Genomic DNA, 25,292 nt, shown 5'->3' with positions numbered 1-25,292 from the left:
TCCTCCGTCAGGAGTCGGGGGGTGCCTCACGCGCTGCCAGACAGGCGTCGAGAAGGGTCGAGTCCGTCAGCAACGGCTCGGTGTAGAGCTCGAGCATCGGCAGCGCGAGGCGTTCGGTGTAGGCGCGTAGCCTGGCAGGAAAGGTTTCGAGGTCGAGGTATTCGTCGGGACCGGGAAGGTCCATGAGCACGGCGCCGACGCTGAACGAGATGAGGGCACGTGCTCGTTCGGAGGGGAACCGGCTGGGCCGCACGGTTCCGGCGGCCACAGCCTCCTCGAGATAGGCCTCGGTGTCGGCGACGAGCCGGTCGAGGAAGTCGGCGGCGGGGGCGCCGCCGGTCCGGAGGGTGCGGAAGAGGTAGGCGACCGTGGTCGCGTAGTTCTCGATGTGTTCCATCTGGTCGTTCAGCGCGGCCGGTCCGACCTTCGGGTCGAGGACGGCACTCTTCGCCTGCCGGATCCCGTCGAGCACGTACCGGTCGCAGTGTTCCTTCAATCCGGCGCGGGATCCGAAATGGTGCACGATCAGCGAGGCGCTGACGCCGCACTCGGCGGCGATGGTCCGCAGCGGCACGCCGACCCCGTACGCGGCGATGCAGCGGATGGCAGCGTCGCGGATCCGTGCACGGGTGGTGAGGTCGTCACCGGCGGCGGTTGAATGCACGTTTCAAGGATTGCACACGTGTTCAACCCGATCAACGCACCGTATGTGTCATCTCACGGCATGTGCCATCGGAGCACGTGCCGCACCGGTGCGCGGGCGCGCTCAGGTGAAGGCCATGACCTCGGTACCCCAGACCCGGCGCATCTCGCCGTCCGGATCCGACTCGACCCTGTCCGTGGAGTCGATGAGCAGGGTCGAGCGTTCCTCCGCCTCGTACTGCGGCCAGTGCTTCGAACCGTCCAGTGCCGCCGGCACACCGTGGTGCGCGAACGCGAACCAGCGCCGCTGCACACGACCGGAGACCTCACCGGCGGCCTTGCGGCCGCCGAGCCAGAAGGACGGATCCCGGCCGAGAGTGCCGAAATTTCCGAAGACATATGGCAATTCGGTCGCGTGCCCGGCTCCGATCCGGGCGGCCTTGAGCATCGGGGTGGCGTGGTCGAAGCGGTACACCCAGGTCGGCGAATGCGCGCTGTGCGCTTCGGCGACCCACAGCACCGGCATGCGGAAACCGGCGTCGCGCGAGAGCGCCATCGCCCCGATGGGTTTGGGCAGGTCGGGATACGCCGCGACGATCTCGGCGAGTCGCTCGGCAGGCAGATCCGTCCGGTCGTCGGCCAACGCCGCCAACATGGCCTGCACCGCCGTGTCGTCGACGGGCATCAGCGGGGACTTCATGAAGCGGAAGATGGACGGCTCGTCCTTGTTCGAGCCGATGATCAGCGGGATCCGGTGCGACAGCCCCTTCTGGAAGGCCGCGACCGGATATTTCGGCACCAGGCCGCGGTCGACGACCGGTGTCATGGCGAGCGTCCCCGGCACCTTCGTCGGAGTCTCGGCGACGAGCACCTCCGACGCCTCGACCAGCGTGTCGGTCGACATCGTGAGTAGTTCGGCGGCCCGGGACGGCGACAGGTCGAGGATCTCGAGGAAGCGCTGTGCAACGGTCGCGGCACGGTCGCTGCCGTACACCGAGGTGGCGGGCGGCGACTGGGCGATCGCACGATGGAAGAGGCCCTTGGCCCTCGGGACCGTCATGAGCGTGGTGATCGACCCCGCACCCGACGATTCGCCGAAGAGCGTCACGCAGTCCGGATCGCCACCGAAGTCGGCGATGCAGTCGCGCACCCATTCGAGGGCGGCGATCTGGTCCCGGAGGCCGACGTTGGATTCGAAGGTGGTCCCGGGCGTGGAGAAGGACGACAGGTCGAGGAAGCCGAGCGCGCCGAGCCGGTAGTTGATCGTGACGATCACGACATCGCCGCTCTCGCACAGGTTTCGGCCGTCGTAGATCTTCTGACCGGAGTAACCGAGCACGTAGGCGCCACCGTGGATCCAGACCATGACGGGGCGTCGGCGTCCGTCGGGCGACGGCGCCCAGATGTTGAGCGAGAGACAGTCCTCGCTCAACGTCATCTCGGGGTCGATCCCGATCGGGCTCTGTCGGCTCTGCGGAGCTATCGGTCCGAACCGTGCACCGTCGAGGACGCCGTCCCACGGTTCGGGCGGTAGCGGCGCCCGAAACCGCCGGGAACCGGTCGGGGCCGCGTACGGGATGCCCTTCCAGACGTAGACCTCGCCGTCGCGATACCCCCGGACTTCGCCGTACTTGCAGGCGACGGTGAGCGTGTCGTCGTCCATGTGACCTCCCACCCGAACCGGTACTGTCGTGCAGCACCGATCACTTCGTTCGTCGACCTACCGATTCAATGATGGTGGATACCGGGCGGTTCGTCAGCCGGCCGCGGAAAGAGGCGCGGGGGCCACGCAGTCGACGAGGTCGATCACGAGTGCGTCGAGCACGTTGCGCAGGTCGCCGCGCGCCGAGTCGGCCAGCGCCGGGAAGACGGTGGCGAGCGCGATGGGCACGAGCGAGGCCTGTCCCAGCAGGATCCCCATGGCCGCATCGAGCTTGACGACCTCATCGTGCAAGCGGGCGTAGGTGGTGGTGTCCATGCCGTGCGCCACGGCGATCCGGTCGGGCTCGCATGCCGCGGCGTCCGCCACCATCCGGGGCAGGTCCGCCGCGGTGATCTCGTCGGCACTCATGCTTGCAACGTCGAATTTACGCAACATCTCGCCTTCGTTCGTCCCCCAGGAGCGACGCCGGGCCGCGCGCCGCAGTCGAAACATACAGTCAGTGTGGCCCGAAAAGTACGGGATGTGTAGAAGGTCCGGAAAACTTTTTGCACTGCCGGTACCTGACAGAAGGTACATCGCCGAGAACCCGCCTCCGCCCGGAATCGTCACTCTGAGACCAGGACCACAACGATTGCTCAGCAAACCCTCGCGACCTGGATGAACGGGCGTATCCTCGTAAATCCGAAGTTCGTGCAGCCACCCCGACCGGGTCCGACCACGACTCCGGGCAGACCGAGGAGGTGCTGGTCATGAGCGTCGCCCGCACCGAGTTGCTCCCTCTGCCCGCGCACCACGCGACCACGCGCGAGTTCGCGGGGGTGAGCACTCGGTCCCGTGCCTTGTCCTTCTCGGTGCGCCGTACCGTGCGGCCGTTCATCGAGGCATGGTCGTACGCCCCGACCCTCCCCTGGCCGGCGTCGGCGATAGACCACCTCGCGTTCCCTCTCGTGCCCGTGCCCGGCACACACCGCCGGCGAGTCGACCTACCGATGTGCCCGGCGGAACTGCTCTGGGCGCCGGGTGCCGCACTCCCGGCCGCGCAGGTCGATATGGACGGCACCGCCGCGCAGGTCGGTATGGACGGCACCGCCGTCCTGTACCTGCACGGCGGCGCGTTCCTGTGCTGCGGCCTCACCACGCACCGCCATCTGGTCTCCCGCATCTCCGCCACCACCGGCGCGCCGGTCCTGGCCGTCGGTTACCGCATGCTGCCCCGCCATCCGATCCGGCGCGCGGTCGAGGACGGCCTCGACGGATTGCGCTGGCTCGTGGCGCACGGCCACCCGGCCGAGCGTGTCGTGATCGCCGGGGATTCCGCCGGCGGCTTCCTCACCTTCGCCGTCGCCCACGAAGCCGTACGACTCGGCATCGGCCGCCCGGCCGGCACCGTCGCGCTGTCGCCCCTCACCGATCTCGACCCGCGGGGCAAACTCGACCATCCCAACTCGCACCGGTGTGCCGTCTTCCCGCGACGCGCCGTCGCTGTGCTGCCCACCCTCGTCGAACGCGCCGAACGCCTCGGCGGCGAAGGCGCCGAACCGGTCGCCTCCCCCGTCGATCTCGATCTGTCGGAGATGCCTCCCGCACTCATCCAGACCGGATCCGAGGAGATGACCTACGTCGACGCCGAGCTGATGGCCCGGCGACTGCAACTCGCCGGGGTCTCCGCCGAACTCCAGGTGTGGGAGAAACAGGTGCACGCCTTCCAGGCCGCGGCGGGGGTCGTCCCGGAGAGCGGCCGCGCGATCGCCGAGATCGGCCGCTTCGTGCGTGAACTGCGGTGAACCCGCTCCCCGGGTGCCGCTGCCCTCAGGCCCGGCCCGTGAACAGGTCGTTGCGGTCCTCACGGGCACCGGCTCGTCGTCCCCGACCCCATCCGACGACGGCGCGGTAGCGCCCGAGCGCACCGGACTCCGTGAGCGCATCGACGTCCCGGTGTGGCGAATCCTCGCTCACCGCAGCCGAATAGGGTGCGACGTAGAGAGCGTCGGCGGGGCAGTTGACCTCGCACATGAAGCAGGTCTGGCAGTCCTCCTGGTGCGCGACAACGGGAAGCCCGTCGGGTGCACGCTCGAAGACGTCGGTCGGGCACACCGCGATGCAGATGTCGCACGAGATGCACCGCTCCGCGACGATCACCTCGATCATCGGTTCGCTCCTCGTCGCACGAGGTGTCCTTCGGCACGGACGTCCACGCGGTCCAGACCGCTCGTCACGAGGCGGTACTGCAGGTCGGGGTCGGTGTCCGGGTGGTCGGTGCGCACGTGCATGCCCCTCGTCTCCGTACGCGCGAGGGCGGTGCGGCTCACCCACCGGGCGACGGCGAGGAGCGCGGCACCGGACCGGGCTCGTACCAGCTCCCGCCCTCGTCCGCCGAGCACGACGGGCGCCGCGGTCCACGCGTCGTCGAGTGCGGCGATGCTGTCCTCGAGACTGCGGGCCGTCCGCCGGAAACTACGTCGGAGCGGGAGCGTGTGCTCCTGCACCAGGCCGATGATCGCGCGGGTCGCGGCGCGGTCCGGGTCACCCTCGAGGCCGACCCCGCCGATCGGTCTCGCCACGTCCGGGACACCGCGGTTCCGGGCGAACTCTGCGGCGGCCGCACCGGACCACGAACCCGACGACATCGCCCAGGCCCCGTTGTGACTGCCTCCACCGCTGCGGCCCCCGGTGATCAGCTCGCGCGTGGCGACGTCGCCGGCGGCGAACAGACCAGGGACCGTCGTGCTGCAGTCCGTCCCGATGATCCGTAGGCCACCGGTACCGCGCACCGTTCCCTCGAGGACCGCCCGCACCGGGTACATCTCGGTGAACGGGTCGATCCCGGCCTTGTCCAGAGGCAGGAAGTAGTTGGGCTGGGAACGACGCATCGCTTCGCGGTGGTCGGGATGTGCCCGGTCGAGACGGGCGTGGACCGGGATACCGTCGAGCAGGTACCGCATGGCGGTCGCGCGGTCGTCGCCGAGCCGCACACGGGCGTCGTCGTAGAACGTCGCGAACTGCATGAACAGTCCCTTCGTGTGCCCACTCCAGGAAGGCGCGAGCGCGTAGGCCGAGGAGAACTCCATCCCGGAGAACTCGGCACCGGCCTCGGCGGCCATGAGGTGACCGTCGCCGGTGTCGACGTCGGTACCGAAGCTGCCGGAGAGGAAGGCACAGCCTCCCGTGGCGAGGACGACCGCACCGGCACGCGCCGTCCACGGCTCGTACCCCTGCCGGCGGTGGACACCGGTCGCGCCGGCCACCGCACCGTCGGTGTCGACGAGCAGCTGCAGGGCGGGCGACTGATCCAGGATGCGCACGCCGGCGCGGTGGACGAGGCGGCGCATCCGCCGCATGTACTCGGGTCCCTGCAAGCTGCTGCCCCGGCGACGTCCGGTCTCCGGGTCCACGCCGAAGGGATAACGGCCGTGGACGGCGAGGTCGTCGACGCGTCGATAGGTCTCGTCGAGCACCCGGTGCATCCAGGCGGGATCGGAGAGCAGTCCCCCTTCGATGTGGCGGCGGTCGACGGCCGCGGCGCGCTCGGGTCCGGGCGGCAGGTACCAGAGGTTGTTGCCGCCGGACGCGGTCGGGCCGCTCGTCCCGCAGTAGCCCTTGTCGGCGAGGACCACGCGACTCCCGGCCCGGGCGGCCGCGAGCGCCGCCCAGGTACCGGCCGGTCCCCCACCCAGCACGAGGACGTCGGTGTCGATCTCCGTCCCGTCGCTGACGGTCATATCGACACGCGGATCGCGTAGTCCGCCACGGCATCTGCGGTGCATTCGGCTACCCCGGCCGATATGGCGACGATCTCCACGAACGGATCTGCCGACTGTACTGCGGGGATGCGGGCCGGCAGCGTCCGGACGAGACGGATGATGGCGTCGATCATGCGTCGATGGTCGACCATCTCCGGACGGATCGACACGGTTTCGCTCGCCGGGATCGGAACACTCCGGCGGGCCGTCGGCGGCCGAGAACCGTGCGCTCGCGCGGGCCGCCGGCGACCGCGCACCGTGCGCTCCGGCGAGCTGTCGCTCGTGCGACCGAGCGGAGGAATGCCTGTCGGTACCGGCGACTAGTCTTTCTCTCGGCTCGACCGCACAGAGAAGGGGGTCCGATCATGGCCGACGCGCAGACCCGGTTCGACCAGGACGTCGATGCGGCCTGGCGCGAGTTCCGCACGCGCCTGGCCGACCATGTCGCGGCCATGAGCGACGGCGACGGCCTGGTCCTCGAACCCTTCACCGACGAGGCCGGCGGCCCGGCGGGGCCGTGCGTGCAGTTCTACGCGTGGGGAGACCGGCTCGTCCGCTGCGAGGTCCCGTCCAACGCCCACCTCGCCCCCGACCGGCACCTCACGCCGGTCGACGAGCAGATGCTCCTCGAACTCGGGCTGAAGGCGCCCTCCCGCGGACCGGACGATCCGGAGGACGACGGATCCCCGGCGTTCTGGATCGATCGTCCGGGCAGCTGGGCCGATCAGCTCGCCGTCATCGCCGTGCGTGCCCTGCGCTCGGTGTGGGGCGTTCCCCATCCCCTCTTCCTGCGGGCCGAGACATTCGGGACGGAGCGCTCGGTCGCCGAGCTCACCTCGTTCCTCGTGCCCGAGACGCCGCAGGCCGGTCGCACGCAGGCCCCGGAGGTGCCGCTCGCGGTCGTCCCCAGCGGCGACGACCACGTGCGCGAACTGATCGAATCCACCCTGCACGAGCGGATCGACGATCTGCCCGCCTGGGACGAGGACGGCGATCTCGTCCTGCGGATCGCCGGGGTCCTGGTGTTCGTCGGTGTCGGCCCCGGAGGCGGCACCGTCGACCTGTTCGCACCGATCGTCCATTCCATCACCGGACGCACGCGGGCCGCCGAGATCTGCGTCGACCTCAACCGCCGGTGGCCGCACCTGAAGTTCGTGCTGGTCGACGACCGCCTCGCGATCGTCGACCACGTTCCGGCCGCGCCGTTCGCTCCGGCGCACCTGCTCGGATCGCTCGAGACCATCACTCGGTTCCTCGACACCGTCGACAGTTCGTTCGCCACCCATATCGGTGGCTCGCTGCTGCGCGATCAGGGATTCGACGGGGCGACGGGTGGTGCGGCCGATCCGCCCTGGGGCGACGTCTCGCAGTTACCCGACGCCGAGGACGATCTGCCGGTGGCCCTGCTCGCGGTGCGCGACTTCCATCTCGACGGCGCGACCGATGTCGCCGCGAGCACCGTCGCGGCGATCGGCGATCGCAATCCCGAGCAGTTGCGGCGGTTCCTCACCATCAGCACCGAACTGCAGGTGTGGTGGGACGGCGAGTCGCAGACCCGCGAGGCGGCGCTCAACACCGACGGTGCTCGCGAGGCACGGGCGCGGGCACTCGAATGGGAGGCGACGAGCCGCTCGCTCGCGGAGGCCCTGCAGTTCCTCGAACAGGGCGAGGGCACCGATTCGGCCGGCTCACGCGCGTCGAAGTCGAGCGCCGGCCGTGAGTCGGCGCCCGAGCAGCCCGCACTGTTCGACAACCCCGACGAACCGACCCTCTTCGACGGCTTCGGCGATTACTCCTGAGCCGATCCCGCCCGGGACACGGCGCGACGGAGCGCGTCGACAGCGGCGTTGTCGAAGCCGACGAGTACGACGGTCTCCACGCCCGTCTGTGTCTCCCGGATGGTGGTGACGGCCTGCAGGGCGGCGTCGTCGAGCGGCCAGCCGTAGACGCCGGCCGAGACGAGCGGGAACGACACCGTACGGGCACCGAGATCGTGCGCGACGAGCAGACTGTTGTGGTACGCCGAACGCAGGATCCCGGATCGGTCCTCGTGCGCCGACCACACCGGGCCCACGGTGTGGATCACCCATCGCGCCGGGAGACGCCCCGCGGTTGTCGCCACTGCACGGCCCGGTTCGAGTCCGTCGGGTAGCGAGGTCGCGCGGAGTTCGCGGCAGGCCGCGAGGATCTCCGGGCCTCCGGCCCGGTGGATCGCACCGTCCACTCCCCCGCCACCGAGCAGGGAGGAGTTCGCGGCGTTGACGATCGCATCCACCGCGATGGTGGTGATGTCGCCGTGCGCGATGTCGAGAGCGGTCACCCTGCCGACCCTATGTTCCGCACGCTGCCCCCGAGTCGTTTTGCTGGCATGATTCAGGACCGTGACGTCCTCGGCGAAGCTGCGCGAACTGGCCGGAAAGCACGGCATCACCACCACCTACACGGGATGGGGGGGACACGACCACGATGTCTCCGACGAGACATTGCGGCGCGTACTCGCCGCGCTCGACGTCCCGGCCGGGACGGACGACGAGGTCGTGGCATCGCTCGCCGACTTCGACGACCGCCCGTGGCGCTGCATGCTCCCGCCCGCGCTCGTGGTCGTCGAGGGCGACGACCGGACGTTCCCGGTGCATGTGCCGCACGGCGACCCGGTGTCGGTGTGGGTCGTCGCCGAGGACGGGGCGGAGGTCGATGTCGAGCAGCTCGACGTGTGGGTGGACCCGCGTACGGTCGACGGCCGGCTCGTGGGCCGCGCGACCTTCGCCGTTCCGCGGCTGTCCCTCGGCTGGCATGTCGTGCACGCCCGCAGCAACGACATCGAGACCACCGCGGTCCTGGTCGTGACCCCGCGCCGGTTGTCGACCGCCGACCGACTGCTCGAGAAGAAGCGCTGGGGCCTTGCGGCCCAGATCTATTCGGTACGCAGCCGCAGGTCGTGGGGCATCGGTGATTTCGCCGACCTGGCCGATCTGGCGGCGATCACGGCCGGTTACGGCGGCGACTTCGTCCTGATCAACCCCGTGCACGCGGCCGAGCCCGTGCCCCCGCACGAACCGTCGCCCTATCTGCCGTCGTCGCGGCGTTTCGTCGACCCGCTGTACCTGCGGATCGAGGATATCCCGGAGGTGGCCTACCTCCCCGCGAAACACCGCAAGGAACTCGACGAGCACGCGCAGCGCGCGGCGAAGGCGAACCGGAAGGCGCGGCGTCTCGACCGGGACGCGACTTTCCGCGCGAAACTCGACGTCCTCGAGCGCGTGTACCGGGTGCCGCTCGGCCCGGCCCGCCGCGCACGGTACGAGGCGTTCTGCGCCGAGGGCGGGCAGGCGCTCGACGACTTCGCGCTGTGGTGCGCGCTGTACGAGAAGTTCGGCGACCGCGCCGACCGGTGGGCGTCACGCGCTCCGAGCCCCGACGACCCGAAGGTCACCCGGTTGCGCGAGCGACTGGCCTCGCGGATCGACTTCCACCGCCGGCTGCAGTGGTTGTGCGACGAGCAGCTCGCGAACGCTCAGACTGCTTCGCTTGCAGCAGGTTCCGATATCGGAATCCTGCACGACCTCGCAGTGGGTGTCGGTCCGCACGGCGCCGACGCCTGGACGCTGGGCGACGCGCTGGCGTCGGGCGTCACGGTGGGCGCCCCCGCCGACGACTTCAACCGCAACGGCCAGAACTGGAATCAGCCGCCGTGGCGGCCGGATCGTCTCGCGGAGCTGGGATACATCCCCTTCCGCGATGTGGTGCGCTCGGCGTTGCGGCACGCGGGTGGTGTCCGGGCCGATCACATCCTGGGACTGTTCCGCACCTGGTGGGTACCGGAGGGGATGTCGCCCGCCGACGGCGCGTACGTCCGCAGCGACCACGAGGCACTCGTCGGCATCCTGGCGCTCGAGGCGCATCGCGCCGGCGCCGTGGTCGTTGGTGAGGACCTCGGGGTCTTCGAGGAGTGGGTGCAGGAGTATCTCGCCGAGCGGGGGATCGCCGGGACGTCGATCCTGTGGTTCGAACGCGACGAGGACTCCCCACGCGGGCCGGAAACCTACCGCACCCTATGCCTGACCTCGGTGACCACACACGACCTCGCGCCCACCGCGGGATACCTTGCGGGCGACCACATCCGGCTGCGGTCGGAGCTCGGCCTGCTCGAAGGCGACCTCGACGCCGAACTCACCGATGCGGCGGCCGAACGCGACTCGGTTCTGGCGCTCGCGGTCGAACGGGGTCTGCTCGACGAAGGCGAGACCGACGTCGATCGCCAGGTCGAGGCGCTGCACCGGCTGATCGCGGCGAGTCCGTCTGCGCTGCTGGGCGTTTCGCTGGCAGATGTGACCGGCGAGCGTCGCAGCCAGAACCAGCCGGGCACCGTCGACGAGTATCCGAACTGGCGGGTTCCGCTCGCCGATGCCCGCGGCAAGGTCGTGCTCGTCGAGGATCTCGTCGACCACGACGGATTCGCGCGACTGGCCCGGGCGGTCTCCGGAGACACCTCACCGGTGGAGTGACACCACACGAACACTGCGGCCGTCGATCCGGATGCCGGATCGGCGGCCGCTGCTCGGGTACGCGCCCCTAGTACTACAGCTGTAGATCGAGCTCAAGGATGCGCTGACCTGCGGTTCTGATGACATATCCGAGCTCGTTGCTGATGCTGTCGCCGCCAGATCGACCAATCCAAGACCCGACTACACACTCAATCCCGTCCAGCAGGTAGCGCGCACAGGCGAGGCGACATTGCGCGCCACCACTGTCGTACCGGATGGTGCACAGGCTCCGGCTGTCTCGGTGGTGGGCACCGGTGCCCCCGGCGGCGTTGCGCAGGCCATCACCGTCGCGCCCGGCGACAGCGCCGTCGTCCCACTCGTCGCCGAGCACGGCATCTGGAAGATCAGCAGAGCGTGGATATGCACCTTGGCCGGGCCGCACTGCCGGTAACACCGTATCAGTGACCGCGTCGTCGGTCCCGTTTGGTATAGCGGGATGCGCCCCTCGGAAACAACGTCGCCGAACGCGCGCCGCTCCTGACAAGAGTTTCCCGAGCGACGCATGCGAAAAGTGCCGTGCCTCAGTCGTCTACCGCACCGACGCCACCGACCACGCCGAAACCCTCTTTGACCAGGTCGTCGCGCAGCTCCGCGACAAGAACGACGACATCTCCGTCGTCAGCCCCGCCGGCCCGCCCGGCGTCCCCGACGCCCGCTGCTTCGAAGTGATCACCCCGTACTCCGAAGGGGCGAGCTGTGGTTGCTCTACGACACCTACGTCGCCGAGATCCGCACCAAGACTGTCACCGGCGCGCACCAGGCGACCTCGGCGCAGTACCTGATCTTCCAGGCCACCACGCGGTGGCCTACCGGCTACGCACCCGCACCGACCTCAACCCCATCACCCTGGCAGACACCGGGCGCCCTCGCCGACCGCGGTCACCGCACCCGCGGCTGCACCACGACCACCGCGTCATCTCCCCCACCCTGCGCAGTGCGCTGCTACGGCTGTGGAAGACCTTCGGCGTCGGTACGGTGCGACTTCGCGCCAGCGAATCCGGATAGTGCTGATGTGAGACGAGTTCGGACGGCGCATCCGAGCTGCGTCGTGATCTGAGCTGTACACTCGACCTCTTCGTCTTCGGACGGAGTACTCGGGAGCGACGACCGATGCCGGAACCTATCCAGATGAACCGCCCCGGACCACTATCACCGCCACACAGACAACCTTGCGACCGAGCGGAGACGGACGCCGGAAAAGTTCCCGGTCGACGTCCCGTCCCCCGGCCTCTGTGGGACCGCACTCGTCCGTGCCGGAGGATGTGATGACCGCATGGGTGCAGATGCTGGTGACCATGGCCGACGGGCCTCGCCAGCCGATCCACGGTGTGGTTGTCCCGTACCGCAACACCGACGAACCGTTGCATTACTACTACGGCACCTACGGTGAAGAACCCGTCTTTCTCCCCGCCCGACTCGAAGGCCTCCGTCTGTACCGGTGGGGACGCCGATCGAGAATCGAATCGCTCGATGGGCACGTGCTGTTCCTCAGTGACGGCACCACCGCCTGGGACTTCACCTCCGAGCCCGATCGTCCTCGCTGCACCGCACTGCGCCGGGTGCATTCTCCGGGTTCGGGCCGGTACCTCATGATCACCCCACCCGTCGAGCATTGGGTCGGAGACCACCACGCCCGACCGACCGGACCGGTGACCGACCTCGAGTTTCTCGGCCGCCGTTGCTGGTCCGTGGACCTGGCCGCACGTGAGAGTGACCGTAGGCCCGAGCCCTCGATGCGCCTGGTGGTCGATACCGAGACCGGCACCGTGCTTGCGCAACATTCGGGTGACGGTATCGACGGCACCGCATTCACCGACCTGACCGTGGGAGAGCCGCTCGATCCTTCTCTGTTCACGTGGGACGGACCGGTCGTCTCGGACGATCAATCCCGCGCCCGCGCCGGACACGGGGGCCCACCGGCGACACGCTGGGAGGAATCGATGCAGTGGTTCCGGGAGAACATCACCACCGAACCCATCCACGTGCCGGTGCTGATGGACTTCACCCCACGCCTGGTCGACCTGACCGATCCACAGTCCGGTGCGTTCTCCGCACCACTGGGCACAGACCAGCGGACAGGCTGGCTCCTCCGACGACCTCGATCGAGCACACCATGGAGAGTAAAGGTGCACGGCCATCAGGTTGCTTGGCCCACCACGGATTTCGACTGGGCCTGCCAGATCCACCGCGGAACTCTCGACAACGCCGCGCTCGCATCCCTGCAACAACAACTCCATCCGCACGAACCGGTCGTCGGTACACCCCACCTCGTGTTCGGCGGTTCGGACGGCCCGTGAAACACACGCGGCGATGCCGTTACACGGCCCTGGACGCAGAGGACAGTTCCAGTTCTATCCGGTCCCTTCGGTGGCAGGGTCACAGATTGATGCCCGCGGATGAGTACGTATCAGCCCACCGTTTTCCGGACAGTCCTCATTATCGGGATGCCGGCCGACAGCAGCATCACGGGCGAACTGAAGAGCCGTAACGAGTTGGCCGATCATAGTCTCGAAGTCGTCCCGGGCACCCATCTCACCCCCTGCCCTGACCTGGTGCGCAGCGAAGCTGATCGGCCTATCCCCTACCTCCACACCTACACCAGACTCGGCAGTGCCCGCCATGCGCGCCACCCCGCATCCCTCCTTAAGCCTCACACAACTCGATGCAAGCTGTCGCATCGGCGACCGTCCCGACCTGACCATCAATTCCGCCGCACTGTGGTGCAGGACTGCCGAATCAGAGCTCGTGACCACGCCGGTACCGAACTCGACCCGTCAGCAAAACGTCCGCACGCGGAACCCTTCACACCGCACATAGAGCCGAAGCGCTACTTACCCTCACCGAGATACCTATTCCCGGTTCGCCACTACCGCTTTCAGCTGATGAAGGCATCCAGATCAAGACTGACCTCCACACCGTCCTTCTCCACCACGATCCGTGGATGCTCCGCACCGGTCGCTGCCAGATACTCCCGCAGCGTCGACAACAACAGATCACTGCGGCGTTCGATCTTCGACACCGCCGCCTGCTCGACTCCCAACGCCTTGGCCACATCGGTCTGCGTCAACGCCCCGGCCTTACGGATATCGGCAAGAGTCTCCACATAGATCCGATTCATCTGCGCGGTCTCGACACGGATTTGCTCGACCTGCTCAGCAATCGCGGTCTTCGCAGTCAACTGGGCGATCCGGTCGTTGCCGCGACGGAATGTGCGCTTGTCACTCATCATGCTCACCTTCGGTTTCCTTGATCCACCGTTCGATCGCCACGTCGGCGCGTGGGCCGACACTGTTGTAGAACACATCCCCCATCCGGGCCTTGTCGCCGGCGAACAACGCCACCACCACCACATCACTGCCGGGCGGGAACCAACAGATCACCCGCACCGCCACCGCCTCGTCGTACGGGTGCGAGGTCCGCCAGACCGGATAGCGGCCCGACTGACGTACCTGTTTGAGCCCCGGAGTCTCGGCCACCGGCGGCTCCTCGAGAGCGGCCAGATCAGCCAATGCCGCCGTGACATAGGCCAATACCCGCGTGGCATGCAGATCCCCGCCGTCGACCTTCTCCTCGAGACGGTCGAGATAGACGAAGAACTCCTCGGGCATATTCACGATCACACCCACAAGTATTCCTCCGAAAGAGTATTCCGTCAAGGGAATAACCTGTACGGTGAGCGTACGACTCAAGCAGACCGAAGGATCCTTGCCGGGGCGCGGCCGGCGTGCACGCTCACCGGTCGGCTCGGACAGCTATCCCCCATTTCGTTGTGAAGGCGATCAGCTCGCAGCATGCTCCTGACCGCGGGCAGCACAAGGTCGTCAACTGCGGGATGGCGACCTCGACCGCCTCAGGGCATCGAGACGACATCGAGGACCATCCCCGCCTGCCCGGGACGGGTCGTGTAACCGAGTTCGGTGAAATATTCGTTCTCAACAGACGCCGTGATGGTCTCCGCCCCGAGGTCCGCGAGCATATGCGTGATGCGATGTGCGAGTTGAGCAGCCACCGTCTCGGGGGTACCGGGCACGGTTTCGAGCACCTCCACGTGGGCGGCGACCTCGCCCGACCAGCGCGCCGCGGCATGACCGACATACGGGCGTCCGACCGCGTTGTTCACGTTGGCCTGGATCCACACCGCGAGTACACCGGCGTTCTTCCATTCGAGCGGCCGGTCGATGTCGAGGCCCTCGCGAGCAAGCCACACCCCGCAGCGTTCGTCGTCGACGAAACCGGGCACGTGAAGAAGGGCACGAAAACCGTCGGGGTACAGCGCCAGTACTCCGGCACCGCCGGGCGGATCGAGAACTGCCAGGTTGCCGTCTACATGACCTACACCAGCTCGAAAGGCCATGCTCTGATCGACCGTGCCCTGTACCTACCACGCTCGTGGGCCGAGGACCACGACCGCCGCACCGACGCCGGAGTGCCCGAGGAGGTGGAGTTCGCGACCAAGCCCGCCCTGGCCACCGAGATGATCACCCGCACTCTCGACGCCGGCACCCCTGCCGCATGGGTCGCCGGCGACGAAGTCTACGGTTCCTGCCCGGACCTGCGAACGGCATTGCAGGAAAGGCAGATCGGGTACGTCCTGGCGATCGGCTGCAACCGGAAGGTGGACACCGTCAGCGGTCGGTGTCGTGTCGACGAACTTGTTGCTGCGCTGCCACGACGAGCGTGGCGGTGACTGTCGGCCGGGGACGGAGCCAAGGGACCGCGCTGGTATTCGTGGGCGTGGATCGACACCACCGATGCCCCCGCCTGCGGTGGGCACTGCTCGGTGCTCGCCCGCCGCAACGACACGACCGGGGAGTTGGCCTACTACCACTGCTACAGCCCCGCCCCAGTGACGTTGGCCGAGTTGGTGCGCGTCGCCGGTCGCCGCTGGACCGTCGAGGAATCCTTCCAGACCGGCAAAGGCCTGACGGGATTGGATCAACATCAGCTTCGCACGTGGACGTCCTGGCATCGCTGGACCGTTCTGGTCATGCTCGCCCACGCGTTTCTCGCTGCGGCCACTGCTACCCAGCGCACCGTCGAGCAGGGTAATTCCTCGTTGATTCGGTTGAGCATCAATGAATTCCGACGGTTGTTCGTCGCTCTGGTGCTGACGCCATTACATCTCGGTGGTAGTCGGGTCTTGGATTGGTCGATCTGGCGGCGACAGCATCAGCAACGAGCTCGGATATGTCATCAGAACCGCAGGTCAGCGCATCCTTGAGCTCGATCTACAGCTGTAGTACTAGGGCATCACTTCGCGTACAGGGCGTCGATCTCGTGGGCGAAATGCTCGGTGACGACGTTGCGCTTGATCTTCAGCGTCGGCGTGAGCTCGCCGGACTCCTCGGTGAGATCGCGGTCGAGAATGGCGAACTTCTTGATCGCCTCGCTGTGCGAGACGAGGGTGTTGGCGTCGTCCACGATGGTCTGCATCGCGTCCCGCAGCGTGGCGTCGTGGCGCAGGTCGGCGATCGTCGCACCGGTGGGCTTGCCGTTCTCGTTCTTCCAGTTCTCGAAGACGTCCGGATCGACGGTCACCAGAGCGGTGACGAAGCTGCGTCCGTCGCCGACGACGACGGCCTGGGAGACGAGGGTGTGCGACCGCATGCGGTCCTCGAGCGGCCCGGGTGAGACGTTCTTGCCGCCGGCGGTGATGATGAGGTCCTTCTTGCGCCCGGTGATGGACAGGTAGCCGTCCTCGTCGAGCGAGCCGAGGTCGCCGGTGCGGAACCAGCCGTCGTGGAAGGCACCGGCAGTGGCCTCGTCGTTGCGCCAGTAGCCGTCGAAGACGACCATGCCGCGCAGCTCGATCTCGCCGTCATCCGCGATGCGCGCCGAGTTCCCGCCCATGGGACGCCCGACGGTGCCGATCTTCTGCGCGCCGGGCGTGTTCACGCTGTGTGCGGCCGTGGTCTCGGTGAGGCCGTAGCCCTCGTAGATCGGCACGCCGACGCCGCGGAAGAAGTGACCGAGACGGGCACTCAGGGCACCGCCGCCGGAGATCGCGTACCAGCACTCGTTGCCCATGGCCTCGCGCAGCTTGGAGTAGACCAGCTTGTCGGCGAGGGCGCGCTTGGCCTTCAACGTGAAGGTGGGGCCGCCGTGGTCGAGCGATTCGCTGTAGGCGATGGCGGTGCGCTCGGCGAAATCGAAGATCGCCGCTTTGACCGGTCCGCCGGCCACCGCCTTGCCCGCTGCCGCGTCACGCACCTTCTCGAAGACGCGCGGCACACCGAGGATGATGTTCGGCGAGTACCGGGCAAACTGCGCGGAGACGGTCGAGAAGTCCGCCCAGTGAGCCTGCGCCGTGCCTGCTTCGAAGAGCGCGAGCGACACCGCGCGCGCCAGCACGTGCGCGAGGGGCAGGAAGGTCAGGCCGCGGTTGCCGGGCTTGGCGACGATACCGATGTCCGAGGTGAGGATGGACCGGACCTCGGCGAGGAAGTTGCGGTGGGTGAGCATGCAGCCCTTGGGTCGCCCGGTGGTTCCCGAGGTGTAGACGAGGGAAGCCAGGCCGCCGGAACGGATTCCGGCCAGACGCGTGGTGATCTCGGCGTCGTCGACCTCGGCACCGTCGGCCGCAAGCGTGTTCACCGCGCCGTCCTCGATCTGCAGGATGCGACGGAGGGTGTCGGGCATGTCGACGAAGAGCTTCTCGTGCCGCGCGGTTTCGACGACGGCGAGGACGGCCCCGGAGTCCTGGAGGATCCAGCGAATCTGCTCGGTGGACGAGGAGTCGTAGATCGGTACCGACACCGCGCCGGCCGTCCAGATCGCGTAGTCGAACAGCGACCACTCGTAGCGGGTGGCCGAGAGCAGCGCGACACGATCGCCGGGCTGCACACCGTTGGCGATCAGGCCCTTTGCGACGGCCTTCACTTGGTCGGCGAACTGCTGCGCAGTGACCGCGACCCAGTCGTCACCCTGCGGCCGGGAATACATCACGCGGTGCGGAGTCTTCTCCGCATGGGTGAACACCGTGTGGACGACCGATTCGTCGTCACCGATGGTGAACGGGGCCGGGGTCGAGTACTCACGCACTGCAATCTCCATCGTTCTGGTCGGGAGTCCGGTCGTCGGAATCGATTCCTGCGCGGAAGCGGCGCAGGAGATCCACGAAGCGTTCGAGTTCGTTCTCGTCCCAGCCCTCGAGGCCGGCGCGGACGTCGTCGAGACGACGCACGACCGCACCTTCGAGAACTGTCGCTCCGTGGTCGGTGAGCCGGAGCGGATGTCCGGCACGTGCCGGACCCGTCCCCGCCTCGACCCAGCCCGCATCGACGGCGTGACGCAGTTGGCGCGACACGGTCGAGCGGTGGACACCGAAGACCTCGGATATGTCGGTGGCGCGGCAGCCCGGATTTCGGGAGATGAAGCCGAGAAGCGAATGCTGGACCAGCGAGAGTCCGCTGTCCTGCGTTCGTGCTCCGGACGTCAGGAAGCGCACGAGAAGCACGAACTCCTCGTATACGCGGGCAACGCCGTCCGTAGACGGCCGCCGGGCCTGCCGATTGTGTTGCACAGGGCAACTATAAACGCGAGTGAGGCACGGCACGAATCCGCGCGGTGTCCTGCCGATTTCCGGCCTGCCTCTCCACAGCCCGTGCGCGCACCCGGTGAACTCGTCCGCCCCGCTCGGCGTTCACCGGGCTAGCCTGTCTGTCCGTACGGCGTCAGCACTCGGGAGAAGAGGTCGGATGGGCGAACACATCGGTCGCGACCTGTTCCGTCATCTCGTCGCCGACGAAGCGGACGAGTACCTCGCGGTGATGGACTGCTTCACCGACCTCCTGCTCGCCGATCTGTCCGCCGACGATATCGCGGTCTCGTGTGCGCGGCGCGGGGTGGCGCTCGACATCGCGGTCGTCGATGCCCGGTGTCGCAGCCTGGTCCGGTGGGGCAATCTCGCACTCACCAGCGGCGGAACCGACGGTGGCGGCTCCCACCGGCGGAGCGCTCCCGAGACCGCCTCGACCGAGGTCCGTGCCCGATACCGGCCGACACCGGCCGGGCTGCGGGTGCACCGCGAGACCGGCAGGCTTCTCTCCACCTCCGACGACGTGCGCGGCGTGGCACGCGTGTCGCTCCGTTGTGTCGCGGACGGGCTCGCCCGCATCGAGGAGCTGCTGGTGGACGACGGGAACGTGCCCGATCGGGACGAGCTGGCCGCCCACGTCACCGCCCTGTTCGCGCACCACCGGATGTTCACCGACAGCGTCGCCGATTTCTATTCGCACCTCGCCGAGATCCTGAGCCGTCTCGAGCACTCCGGCCGTCCCGAACACTCATCCGATCGCGAACGCGCCGGGGCGGTCGACGATTACGCGGAGACCAAGAACCTGCTCCTCGACTACGTCGACGTCATCGGTTCGGACGTCGAGCGCCTCGCCCCTCTCGTCGCCGGCAGGCTCGACCGGATCAGGCCGCGTCTGGACTCCCTGCTCGCCGCGTTGCGCGAGTCCGGCCTGCCGAACACCGTGCCCGGGTCCCCCGGTCGCCGTCGCACCGACTGGGACGAACTGGCGCAGTGGTACGCCGAGGACGCCGGCCCGCGCCGCATGCGCGAGGCAGCGGCGGAGGCGCTGAACCGGCTGCTCGTGCGCACTCGGCGGATCATGGCGAGCACACCGGGCTTCTCGCACCGCGCAGATCTCCTGCGCCTGGCCCGGTGGTTCACCGAGTCCTCCGACGAGCAGGGCCACCGGTTGTTCGCCGCGACCTTCGGTGCCTTCCCGAGCCGGCACCTGCTGCTCGGCCCCGACGAGACCGACCCGCGAGTGGGTGCAGGCACGTCGTGGTGGCGGGCCGATCCCGTCGTCGTGCCCGTGTCGTTGCGCGAACGCGGCGACCACACGTCCCTCGGGGCCGTCGGCCGACTCCCCGATTCGATGCCCGGCCGGGTCCGGGCCGACGAACTCGCCCGGCGAGAGTCGCGCCGCCGCTCCGACGCCGTCGCCGAACTGAGTGCGGCGGGCGATCTGCACGGAGCGGACCTGTCGGCGGAGGCGCGCGACGTCCTGCTCGACGTCCTCGCCGCCGCGCTCGCGGGCCACCTCACCACCGACGGTCCGGTGCAGGTGGACGATCCCGATCTCGGGTTGTCGCTGACGGCGGAGCCCGGCGCCGACACCGTGGTGCACTCCCCCGACGGCGATCTCACCGTGCACGGTTTCTCGTTGCGCACGTCGGTCACGGCTTCGCTCGATCACAGTGCGGCGGCGCCATGAGCACCTCGTACGCGAGCACGGTGTCCGGGGACGTCTCCGGTCGGCGGGACGCGGCGCGGGCGCTGCTGCAACAGCCGATCGTCACCGCCGCGAGCGAACGGGAGACCTTCGACCTCGTTCGGCGCCACGCCCAGGCCCTGAAGTCGATGTTCGCCGACCGCCTCGGATACCGGCTCGTCGTCGAACCGACCTTCGCCCGTCTGTTCAAGGCACCGCTCGGGCCCACCTCACCGCACCGGGCGCTCCGCCACGCCGACGGCACCGAGTTCGGCGCGATCACCTACGCGTGTCTCGCGCTGGTGTGCGCGGCACTGCTCGAACCCGGGACCGGCGAGAGGGTGTCCGTCGACGACCTGCTCGAGCAGGTGCGCGCCGATGCGCGCGAGAACGGGATCGTGTTCGGCGACCCGGTGTCCGAGGAGCGGAACCTCGCTGCGGCCCTGCGCGTCCTCGAGGAATGGGGCGTGATCGCCGAGTCCGGTCACGGGGACGAGGTGAGTGGCGACGAGGTGAGGGGCGACGGGCCGCATCTCGACGTCCACCGCGACCTGCTCTCCCAGCTGCTCGACACTCCCCTCCATGGGATGCCCGGTCCCGCAGCGGCACTCGCACGTCACGAGCACGAACCCGCCGCTCTCCGCCTGTACCGCAGGCTCGTCGAGGACCCGTTCGTCGCGCGCGACGAACTGGACGACGAGTCGGCGACGATCCTCGCCCGCGACCGGCACGAGCTCGCCCGGATGCTGGAGGGCGACTTCGGCCTCGTGCTCGAGGTGCGTGCCGAGGGCGCGCTCGCGTACGACCCGGCCGGCGTGCTCACCGACGAGGCGTTCCCGGGGTCGGGCACCCTGAAGCACGCCAGCCTGCTGCTCCTGACCGAACTCACCGAACGGTTCGGCGACTCGGCGGCGACCACATTGCACGTCGACGCGCACACCCTCGACTCGGTTCTCGCCGATCTCGCCGCCGCGCGTTCCCGCACCTGGAAGAGCATCTATGTCCGCGATTTCGCGCTCCTGCGCCGGGACGTCGTCGCTCTGCTCTTCCGGCTCGGGCTGGCGCGCCCGCACGAGAACGGACTCGAACTGACCGCACCCGCCGCCCGCTACCGCCCCGTCCCCGCCGAAAGCAAGTGTCGATGACCCACTCGTCCGACCCGTCCGCCCTCGACGAGAACTCTCCACCCCGTTTCCCGGATCGCTGGCGTCTCCACCGCGCCGGCATCGTGAACGTGTGGCACTACCTGGACGTCGAGTTCGTCCTGTCCGGTGGGCGGATGATCCTGCGCGGCACCAACGGATCGGGGAAGTCCCGCGCCCTCGAGATGTTGCTGCCCTTCCTGCTCGACGCCGACCGCAGGCGCATGGACGCGACGGGCGCCGCGAAGGTCGATCTCGACGAGCTCATGCGTACCGGGGCCTCGGACACCACCGACCGTGTCGGCTATCTCTGGCTCGAACTGGCGCGCCCCAGCGGACATCTCACCGTCGGGGCGCAGGTCCGGCACCGCGCCGACGCCCGTCGCAGCGACGTGCACTTCTTCACGACACCTTTGCGTGTCGGCACCGAGTTGCACCTCATCGATGACGCCCGCATCCCGCTCTCGCGGGAGCGACTCGCCGAACTCGTCGGTGCCGACAACCTCACCCGTGATCCGGAGCGGCATCGCGAGACCGTGCGGAAGTCGGTGTTCGGCCTGCACGCGGAGACGGGACGCGAACGCTACGACGGCCTGCTGCAACTGCTGCACACCCTGCGCTCACCCGATGTCGGCCACCGCATCGACGAGGGACGCCTCCCTCAGATCCTGTCGGATGCGCTGCCACCGCTGACGGAGAACATGCTCGCCGAAGCGGGAGGTCGCCTCGACCTGCTCGGTGACACCCGCCAGGAACAGGTCCGTCTCGAAGCGGCGCACGCACACGTGCTGCGGTTCCACGAGGTGTACCGGCAGTACGCTGCGGATCTGCTGCGCGCCGGCGCCGAGACCGCGCGCGACCTCGCGCAGCGGGTCGTCGAGACGCGACGCGCACTCACCGTCGCGGAAGCCGAGGCGGCCGACCTCGACGCGCAGGCCGCCGCCGCGGACACCCGCCTGAAGGAGCGCCGCGACCAGGTCGCCGAACTCGACCGCGCGATCCGCGGACTCGAGACCCACGAGATGTTCCGGTCCGCGGACGATCTCGCGCAGCGCCAGCTCGCCGTCGATGCGCTCCGCCGCGCCGCCGAGCACGCGACCGCCGCCGCCGATCGCAGCCGCCTGCAGGAACGGCGCCACACCGACCACGCGGCCCGCCTCCTCGACGAACTGACCTGCTCGGTCACGCGTGCCGCGAGACGGCTTGCGACGGTAGGTCGCGACCTGCTGTCGGTGGGTCTTCCGCACGACACCGCGCCGACCACGCTGCACTTCTCCGCCGACCGTCCACCCGCTGTGCTCGAGCCCGTGCGCACCGGCATCGACGACACCACCGAGCCGGTGGTGCGGCCGGTGGTCGCGACGGTCTCCCTCGACGCCGGGCACGTCGACGAGGTCCGGGACGCGATCCTGCGTGCCGCCGAGGCGACCCGTCGCCGGCGGGACCAGGCGGGTCGGCGACTGCTCGAGGCGCGTCGACTCGACGCCGCCGCGCATGCGGTCCGGGAAGCCGAGGCGGCGGCCGACCGCGCGGCCCGCGACGCCGAGCAGCGTGCCGTCGAGGCCGCCGAGACGGATGCCGGTGTCGGTGCGGCCGCCGCCGGTCTGCAGCACCGGTGGCGCGAGTGGATCACCGCCGACCGCACGACGGCTCTGCTGCCGGAACTCGATCGGGATCGGGTCATCCTGATGCGCCGACTGTCCACGCGACTCGACGCACTGATCGACTCGTCCCCCACCGACACCGGCGACACGGACTCCGAGGACGTCGACCTCGATTCGGCACTCGCCGAGCTGGATTCGCTGCCCGCGGCTGCCGCTCGGTCCGCTCTGAGCGACCTCGTCGGCGCCCCGGCCGATCGCGAGCGCCGCGAACGTGAGGCGCGGACCGCGCGCGAGGACCTCGTCCGGGAACAGGCGGCACTCGACGCGATCGGCGAGGGACCGGAACAGGCACCCTGGCACGTGCGCACCGACGGTGTCCCGCTGTGGCGGGCGGTCGAGTTCGTCGACACCCTCGGGGACGACGATCGCGCCGGAATCGAGGCGGCGTTGCTCTCCGCGGGTTTCCTCACCGCCACGGTCGACGGCGAGGGCCGCTTGCGTGCACTGGGCGGCCAGGTCCTCGTCTCGCCGCGCGGTGAACCACCGGCGCAGCCCCTGTCGACGGTCCTGCGTCCCGACCCCGAGGCCGACGTGCCGCGCCCGGCGGTCGAGGCGGTCCTCAACACGATCGGATTCGAGGACGCCACCGCGGTGGCCTCCGTCTCGCGGGACGGCCGCTGGCACAACGGCGTTCTGCGTGGGCGCCACACCGCCGAGACCCCGGGCTGCATCGGCAAGCCGGCCCGGGAGGCCGCGACCGCGGCACGGCGGGTGCGTCTCGACGAGATCCGCGCCGAACTCACCCGGATCGACCTGGCGGTGGAACAGCTGCGCGTCGACTATCCCGACGCGGCGCACCGGCGGGCGAAGATCGACGCGCACCTGTCGACCGCGCCGACCTCGCACGCCCTGCGCTCCGCGCTCGAACGACGTCGGCACGCGTACGCGCATGTGCGGTCCGCAGCGAACACCGCGGTGGAACTGCGCGAGCGGGCGACGACGCTGCGTGCTCGCTGGACCGCCGAGCTCGACGCCCACCGCACAGCGTGCGAGCACTTCGGCGTGCCCGGCGATGTTCCGGAACTCGAGGCGCTGGTCGCCGGATGCGCCTCCGCAGAGACACTGTGCACCGAGCTGGCACGCGATCTCGGTGACGTCCTTGCTGCCCACGTCCGGTTCACGGATGCCGCCGAACGGTGCGTGCAGGCCACCGCCGAGCGAATCGACTCGGAGGAGATCGCCGAATCGTGCCGCTACGAATGGCACGCGAAGGCCGCGGTGGTCGCTGCCCAGACCGCCGCTGTCGACGTCGACGCCGCCGACCTGGCGCAGGAACTGCGTGACTCGGAGGCCGAACGGGCACGCGCCGACGAACAGTTCCGGCGCACGGTCGCCCATCGCGACCATCTCGGCCGTGCCGTCGCCGAGGTGCTGCAGCGATGTGCTGCCGCACGCGAACGACTCGACCGCGACCGTCGCGAACTCGCCGCGGCCGCCGAACTGCTCGCCGCTCACCTGCAGCTGCCCGAACTACGCGGCGCACTCGAGGAGGATCCGGAGTCGGACTCCGCCTCTGCCCGGACGGTTCTGCCTCCCGTCCACCTCGAGGATCCGGATCACGTGCTCTCCGTGGCCCGCACCCTGCTGGCCACGTTGCCGCCACGCACGGGAGTCGACGAGAACGCGATGCTCGTCGCGCTGCAACAGTTCGACCGCGACCTCACGGCCCGGTTCGACATCGAGCACACGGTGACGCACGGCGCCCATCGCGTCCGGATCGCCGGGGCGGGTGACGACACCACGCCCGCGGGTCTCTCAGTCACCCTGACCCGGCAGGTCGAGGACGGCCGGCGGGCACTGTCGCAACGCGAACACGACGTGTTCACGGGATTCGTGCTCGGCGGTGTGGCCGACGAACTGCGCCGGCGGATCGAGCGGGCACGACAGGTGATCGCCGCGATGAACGACAGTCTCGCCGACAGCCGCACGACGCACGGGATCGGCGTGAGGATCGAGTGGCGCCCCGGTGGCGAGGACGCCGACGCGGCGCGGCTGACGCAGCTGCTCACCGCCACCGAGCGGTCACCCGAGGATGCGTCCGAACTGGTCGGGGTGCTGCGGCGCCGGGTGGAATCCGCCCACACCGCCGATCCGTCCGCCGGCTACGCGCAGCACCTGTCGCAGGCACTGGACTACCGGCGCTGGCACGAGGTCGAGGTGACCATCCTCGGCCCCGAACCGGACCGGGAGAGGCGGATCTCCGCGCGCGCCAAGATATCCCAGGGTGAGACCCGATTCGTGTCGTACGTGGCGCTGTTCGCGGCGGCGGACGGCTATCTCTCGGGCCTACCCGACACCGGCACCGCACTGCGGCTCGTGCTGCTCGACGACGCGTTCGCCAAGATCGACGACCCGACGATCGGTGAACTCATGGGTCTGCTCGTACGGCAGGATATCGACTTCGTCATGACCGGGCACGCACTGTGGGGTTGTGTGCCGGAGGTGCCCGAGCTCGACGTCTACGAGGTCCGGCGACTCGCCGACGGCGCGGCCGTGACGACCCGCGTGCACTGGGACGGGCGCGTCCGGCAACTCCGACCGCTCACCGAGCTGCAGACATGACAGTGGTGGGAGCGAGGCGTCTCGCTCCCACCCCCTTCGGTTCCTCTAAACCCGCCCGGATCCGGGCAAAAGGTTCAGCAAAACAGCAAGTGCCCTTCCTCCACCCACGCA

General features: G+C 69.0%; 20 protein-coding genes and 1 pseudogene. 9 read left to right on the top strand and 12 right to left on the bottom strand.

Annotated features, from left to right (window positions below):
* Positions 1-7: 7 nt before the first annotated feature.
* From ACQR3U_RS13085 to ACQR3U_RS13075, 3 genes are all read right to left on the bottom strand, one after another.
* Positions 8-664, bottom strand: a complete 657-nt coding sequence (locus ACQR3U_RS13085) for a TetR/AcrR family transcriptional regulator (RefSeq protein WP_006552906.1) — start codon at positions 662-664, stop codon at positions 8-10.
* 102 nt (positions 665-766) lie between these two features.
* Positions 767-2,305, bottom strand: coding sequence for a carboxylesterase/lipase family protein (locus ACQR3U_RS13080; protein ID WP_033098002.1), 1,539 nt, complete (start codon positions 2,303-2,305; stop codon positions 767-769).
* Positions 2,306-2,398: 93 nt separating this feature from the next.
* Entirely contained in the window at positions 2,399-2,713 is a 315-nt protein-coding gene (locus ACQR3U_RS13075; protein WP_228044996.1) for a non-ribosomal peptide synthetase, read from the bottom strand.
* A 341-nt stretch (positions 2,714-3,054) separates the two neighbouring features.
* Here ACQR3U_RS13075 and ACQR3U_RS13070 point away from each other — a divergent pair, with 341 nt between their 5' ends.
* Positions 3,055-4,089 (top strand): alpha/beta hydrolase, encoded by a 1,035-nt coding sequence (locus ACQR3U_RS13070; protein ID WP_019288931.1) that lies wholly within the window; start codon positions 3,055-3,057, stop codon positions 4,087-4,089.
* Positions 4,090-4,114: 25 nt separating this feature from the next.
* On the opposite strand, the gene ACQR3U_RS13065 is transcribed toward ACQR3U_RS13070, so the two are convergent.
* The 3 genes from ACQR3U_RS13065 to ACQR3U_RS13055 are packed head-to-tail and all read right to left on the bottom strand — an operon-like array spanning position 4,115 to position 6,179.
* Complete coding sequence (locus tag ACQR3U_RS13065; RefSeq protein WP_006552903.1) at positions 4,115-4,453, bottom strand: 4Fe-4S dicluster domain-containing protein; 339 nt, start codon at positions 4,451-4,453, stop codon at positions 4,115-4,117.
* Positions 4,450-6,024, bottom strand: coding sequence for an FAD-dependent oxidoreductase (locus ACQR3U_RS13060; RefSeq protein ID WP_039587765.1), 1,575 nt, complete (start codon positions 6,022-6,024; stop codon positions 4,450-4,452). The genes ACQR3U_RS13065 and ACQR3U_RS13060 overlap by 4 nt, the downstream gene beginning before the upstream one ends.
* Positions 6,021-6,179, bottom strand: coding sequence for a hypothetical protein (locus ACQR3U_RS13055; protein WP_019288929.1), 159 nt, complete (start codon positions 6,177-6,179; stop codon positions 6,021-6,023). The genes ACQR3U_RS13060 and ACQR3U_RS13055 overlap by 4 nt, the downstream gene beginning before the upstream one ends.
* A gap of 231 nt (positions 6,180-6,410) precedes the next feature.
* On the opposite strand from ACQR3U_RS13055, the gene ACQR3U_RS13050 reads away from it, so the two are divergent.
* Entirely contained in the window at positions 6,411-7,844 is a 1,434-nt protein-coding gene (locus ACQR3U_RS13050; RefSeq protein WP_230810638.1) for a T3SS (YopN, CesT) and YbjN peptide-binding chaperone 1, read from the top strand.
* Here ACQR3U_RS13050 and ACQR3U_RS13045 read toward each other — a convergent pair.
* Entirely contained in the window at positions 7,835-8,365 is a 531-nt protein-coding gene (locus tag ACQR3U_RS13045) for an O-acetyl-ADP-ribose deacetylase (RefSeq protein WP_006552898.1), read from the bottom strand. The two genes, ACQR3U_RS13050 and ACQR3U_RS13045, sit on opposite strands and share 10 nt — an antisense overlap.
* Before the next feature lie 61 nt (positions 8,366-8,426).
* Between ACQR3U_RS13045 and malQ the strand changes: the two genes are divergently transcribed.
* From malQ to ACQR3U_RS13030, 3 genes are all read left to right on the top strand, one after another.
* Positions 8,427-10,550 (top strand): 4-alpha-glucanotransferase, encoded by a 2,124-nt coding sequence (gene malQ, locus ACQR3U_RS13040; RefSeq protein ID WP_230810639.1) that lies wholly within the window; start codon positions 8,427-8,429, stop codon positions 10,548-10,550.
* 229 nt (positions 10,551-10,779) lie between these two features.
* Positions 10,780-10,980, top strand: coding sequence for a hypothetical protein (locus ACQR3U_RS13035; protein WP_230810640.1), 201 nt, complete (start codon positions 10,780-10,782; stop codon positions 10,978-10,980).
* Positions 10,981-11,854: 874 nt separating this feature from the next.
* Entirely contained in the window at positions 11,855-12,886 is a 1,032-nt protein-coding gene (locus ACQR3U_RS13030) for a hypothetical protein (RefSeq protein WP_230810641.1), read from the top strand.
* A 578-nt stretch (positions 12,887-13,464) separates the two neighbouring features.
* Here the strand turns inward: ACQR3U_RS13030 and ACQR3U_RS13025 are convergent.
* The 3 genes from ACQR3U_RS13025 to ACQR3U_RS13015 form a co-directional block, all read right to left on the bottom strand.
* Positions 13,465-13,815 (bottom strand): helix-turn-helix domain-containing protein, encoded by a 351-nt coding sequence (locus ACQR3U_RS13025; protein WP_230810642.1) that lies wholly within the window; start codon positions 13,813-13,815, stop codon positions 13,465-13,467.
* Complete coding sequence (locus ACQR3U_RS13020; RefSeq protein WP_230810643.1) at positions 13,808-14,215, bottom strand: hypothetical protein; 408 nt, start codon at positions 14,213-14,215, stop codon at positions 13,808-13,810. Before ACQR3U_RS13020 ends, ACQR3U_RS13025 begins: the two co-directional genes overlap by 8 nt.
* A 224-nt stretch (positions 14,216-14,439) precedes the next feature.
* Positions 14,440-14,829, bottom strand: a complete 390-nt coding sequence (locus ACQR3U_RS13015) for a hypothetical protein (RefSeq protein WP_230810644.1) — start codon at positions 14,827-14,829, stop codon at positions 14,440-14,442.
* On the opposite strand from ACQR3U_RS13015, the pseudogene ACQR3U_RS13010 reads away from it, so the two are divergent.
* A pseudogene (locus ACQR3U_RS13010) lies at positions 14,770-15,810 on the top strand (IS701 family transposase); the annotation flags it as partial. The gene ACQR3U_RS13015 and the pseudogene ACQR3U_RS13010 overlap by 60 nt on opposite strands.
* A gap of 29 nt (positions 15,811-15,839) precedes the next feature.
* Here the strand turns inward: ACQR3U_RS13010 and ACQR3U_RS13005 are convergent.
* Together ACQR3U_RS13005 and ACQR3U_RS13000 are read right to left on the bottom strand one after the other, a co-directional pair.
* Complete coding sequence (locus ACQR3U_RS13005) at positions 15,840-17,630, bottom strand: AMP-dependent synthetase/ligase (RefSeq protein ID WP_019288924.1); 1,791 nt, start codon at positions 17,628-17,630, stop codon at positions 15,840-15,842.
* The gene (locus ACQR3U_RS13000) at positions 17,623-18,111 is read right to left on the bottom strand and encodes a MarR family winged helix-turn-helix transcriptional regulator (RefSeq protein ID WP_024103658.1); all 489 of its coding nucleotides are present in this window, start codon (positions 18,109-18,111) and stop codon (positions 17,623-17,625) included. The genes ACQR3U_RS13005 and ACQR3U_RS13000 overlap by 8 nt, the downstream gene beginning before the upstream one ends.
* Before the next feature lie 175 nt (positions 18,112-18,286).
* Between ACQR3U_RS13000 and ACQR3U_RS12995 the strand changes: the two genes are divergently transcribed.
* Genes ACQR3U_RS12995 through ACQR3U_RS12985 form a run of 3 tightly spaced genes read left to right on the top strand, consistent with a single transcriptional unit; the run spans position 18,287 to position 25,181 of the window.
* The gene (locus ACQR3U_RS12995; protein WP_019288923.1) at positions 18,287-19,816 is read left to right on the top strand and encodes a DUF2397 domain-containing protein; all 1,530 of its coding nucleotides are present in this window, start codon (positions 18,287-18,289) and stop codon (positions 19,814-19,816) included.
* Positions 19,813-20,958 (top strand): TIGR02678 family protein, encoded by a 1,146-nt coding sequence (locus ACQR3U_RS12990; protein ID WP_230810647.1) that lies wholly within the window; start codon positions 19,813-19,815, stop codon positions 20,956-20,958. The genes ACQR3U_RS12995 and ACQR3U_RS12990 overlap by 4 nt, the downstream gene beginning before the upstream one ends.
* A complete protein-coding gene (locus ACQR3U_RS12985) occupies positions 20,955-25,181 on the top strand; it encodes a TIGR02680 family protein (RefSeq protein ID WP_230810648.1) in 4,227 nt (1,408 codons plus the stop codon). The genes ACQR3U_RS12990 and ACQR3U_RS12985 overlap by 4 nt, the downstream gene beginning before the upstream one ends.
* The last annotated feature ends 111 nt before the right edge of the window (positions 25,182-25,292 follow it).

Origin of the sequence: Rhodococcus sp. IEGM1339, from assembly GCF_050321925.1 — a bacterium.
Lineage (GTDB): Bacteria > Actinomycetota > Actinomycetes > Mycobacteriales > Mycobacteriaceae > Rhodococcus > Rhodococcus pyridinivorans.
Note: the sequence above shows the minus strand (reverse complement) of the source record. Positions and strands in the feature narration are given on the sequence as shown.

Bases quoted from the DNA above. Each gene is read 5' to 3' on its own strand.
- ACQR3U_RS13080 (WP_033098002.1), bottom strand. From the start codon at position 2,305: ATGGACGACGACACGCTCACCGTCGCCTGCAAGTACGGCGAAGTCCGG.
- ACQR3U_RS12990 (WP_230810647.1), top strand. From the start codon at position 19,813: ATGAGCACCTCGTACGCGAGCACGGTGTCCGGGGACGTCTCCGGTCGG.
- ACQR3U_RS12995 (WP_019288923.1), top strand. From the start codon at position 18,287: ATGGGCGAACACATCGGTCGCGACCTGTTCCGTCATCTCGTCGCCGAC.
- ACQR3U_RS13050 (WP_230810638.1), top strand. From the start codon at position 6,411: ATGGCCGACGCGCAGACCCGGTTCGACCAGGACGTCGATGCGGCCTGG.
- ACQR3U_RS13065 (WP_006552903.1), bottom strand. From the start codon at position 4,453: ATGATCGAGGTGATCGTCGCGGAGCGGTGCATCTCGTGCGACATCTGC.
- ACQR3U_RS13030 (WP_230810641.1), top strand. From the start codon at position 11,855: ATGACCGCATGGGTGCAGATGCTGGTGACCATGGCCGACGGGCCTCGC.
- ACQR3U_RS13025 (WP_230810642.1), bottom strand. From the start codon at position 13,815: ATGAGTGACAAGCGCACATTCCGTCGCGGCAACGACCGGATCGCCCAG.
- ACQR3U_RS13060 (WP_039587765.1), bottom strand. From the start codon at position 6,024: ATGACCGTCAGCGACGGGACGGAGATCGACACCGACGTCCTCGTGCTG.
- ACQR3U_RS13055 (WP_019288929.1), bottom strand. From the start codon at position 6,179: ATGATCGACGCCATCATCCGTCTCGTCCGGACGCTGCCGGCCCGCATC.
- ACQR3U_RS13070 (WP_019288931.1), top strand. From the start codon at position 3,055: ATGAGCGTCGCCCGCACCGAGTTGCTCCCTCTGCCCGCGCACCACGCG.
- ACQR3U_RS13075 (WP_228044996.1), bottom strand. From the start codon at position 2,713: ATGAGTGCCGACGAGATCACCGCGGCGGACCTGCCCCGGATGGTGGCG.
- ACQR3U_RS12985 (WP_230810648.1), top strand. From the start codon at position 20,955: ATGACCCACTCGTCCGACCCGTCCGCCCTCGACGAGAACTCTCCACCC.